Source organism: Deltaproteobacteria bacterium (assembly GCA_011773515.1).
GTDB lineage: Bacteria > Desulfobacterota > Deferrimicrobia > J040 > J040 > WVXK01.
In genome coordinates this window covers 1-1,764 of the sequence record WVXK01000081.1, presented here as the reverse complement: position 1 = coordinate 1,764, position 1,764 = coordinate 1, and the positions used below count along the sequence as shown (strand labels likewise).

3 protein-coding genes are annotated in these 1,764 nt (G+C 56.1%); 2 read left to right on the top strand and 1 reads right to left on the bottom strand.

Annotated elements, in window-relative coordinates:
* Both GTN70_09390 and GTN70_09385 read left to right on the top strand, forming a co-directional pair.
* The coding region (locus tag GTN70_09390) for a hypothetical protein (protein NIO17196.1) at nucleotides 1–675 on the top strand (675 nt) is incomplete at its 5' end.
* A 22-nt stretch (nucleotides 676–697) separates the two neighbouring features.
* Nucleotides 698–1,021, top strand: a complete 324-nt coding sequence (locus GTN70_09385) for a hypothetical protein (GenBank protein ID NIO17195.1) — start codon at nucleotides 698–700, stop codon at nucleotides 1,019–1,021.
* Nucleotides 1,022–1,102: 81 nt separating this feature from the next.
* On the opposite strand, the gene GTN70_09380 is transcribed toward GTN70_09385, so the two are convergent.
* On the bottom strand, nucleotides 1,103–1,681 hold the full coding sequence (locus tag GTN70_09380; protein NIO17194.1) for a zinc-binding dehydrogenase: 579 nt from the start codon (nucleotides 1,679–1,681) through the stop codon (nucleotides 1,103–1,105).
* Between the last annotated feature and the right edge of the window lie 83 nt (nucleotides 1,682–1,764).

Sequence of the window (1,764 nt, the reverse complement as noted above, 5' to 3'; positions counted from 1 at the left end):
CGCCCAGCCAAAGATGGCATCATTGATGATCGCTTGCTTGCATACTCGGAAAAAGAAACGCTAGCCGGAGTGGACACGCTCGCAAAGAGCACATTCCAACACGACAAACGAATCAAGTCACTGGAAGGCGAAATGGAAGTGGAGAAAGCAGCCTTTGCAGTCGCCAACTCCCGCGGGATATCAGCGTCCAGCAAAGGATCCTACATGTACGGCGGCATCTACTGCATTGCAGTCAAGGATGGAAAGCAGAAAACGGGATCCGAATTTTTCGTTTCAAGGGAACTCACAGATTTCAGCGAAATCGGCGTCACCGCGGCTGACCGAGCCGTGAAGATGCTCGAAGCCAAACCACTAGGCATGTCGATTAAGACCACAACGGTGTGGGAGAACCGCTCCATCAGCTACCTCTTAGGCAGCATGCTCAAAACGGCTTCCAATGCACGCAACGTGCAAGAAGGCAAAAGCTACTTCAAAGAACGAATCGGCGAGCAAGTGGCGAGCACCCTCGTCACGATTGCTGATGATGGGCAGTTGCCGGAAGGCCTTTCCACACAACGGATCGACGCGGAAGGCGTGCCCATGCGGACCACNNTTGAAGACCCATCTGTACGACAGCTACGCAGCCCTACGAGAGAACAAAGAGAGCAGCGGCAGCGCGAAACGCGAAGAACCTGAACCGTTCCTTCAAACGCCCACCGTGTCTACGTCGAACCTCGTGGTGACACCGGGTAGCAAGAATCTGGACGAACTGGTCGCCGAAGTTGACAAGGGCATTCTAATCACCGATTTCGTCATGGGAATCGGACACGCCAACACCGTAACCGGTGAGTTCAGCGTCGTAGCCCCTAGCGCTTTCCTCGTCGAAAACGGAGACGTCATTCGCCCGCTTGAACCAGTAACCGTGGCCGGCAACTTCTTCCATGCATTGAAAAACGTCCAGCAGATCGGCCGTGACACCCGCCTCTTGGGAATGGGTAAAATCCCCAGCATCCTCATTGGCGACCTCACCGTGTCAGGATGAATCCTCCAAGTTCCCACACTGCGGAAACCGAAAGACTCATCCCTTCCCCCTTTTTCTCCCCGTTCGAGCTAGACTGCGCCGTCAAGGGCATATCGCGATCTTGATATCCGCTTTCGATGTGGCCAGGATCTTAAACGCCTCGTTCAGCTCGTCGAGCGGCATTTTCCGCGTGATCAACGGCCGAACATCTACGGTCTTCGACGCGATCAGGTTCAACGCTTTCGTGAAATGAGCTGGAGTCGCATGAAACGCGCCGAAGACAGTGGTCTCCCCGTAGTGCAGCTGCTCTGTGCTCACGTGAATTTCCGTGTTCGGCGGGCACCCCCCGAACTCGAGCACGGTTCCCCCCTTCCTCACCATGCGTAAGCCTTGTTCCCACGTGGCGGGGTACCCTATGGCTTCAATCACGAGGTCGGCGCCATACCCCTCGGTCAGCTGCCGGATCTTCACAACCGTGTCCTCGTGCCCAGCATTGATGGTTTCATCCGCGCCCAGCGTACGCGCCAGCGCCAATCGTTCCTCCACCTTGTCGCTGATGATGATTCTCCCCGCTCCCATTCGCTGAGAGGCAATTAAATGGAGCAATCCGATAGGTCCCGCGCCGATTATAGCGACGGTGTCACCCAGTTGGATGTCCGCCTTTTCGAGTCCATGCAGCACACAGGCCAGAGGCTCTGCTAGGGCAGCTTCCTCATAGGCGACGTGGGAAGGGATTTGCTGCGTGTTTAACCTGGCGATGCGCG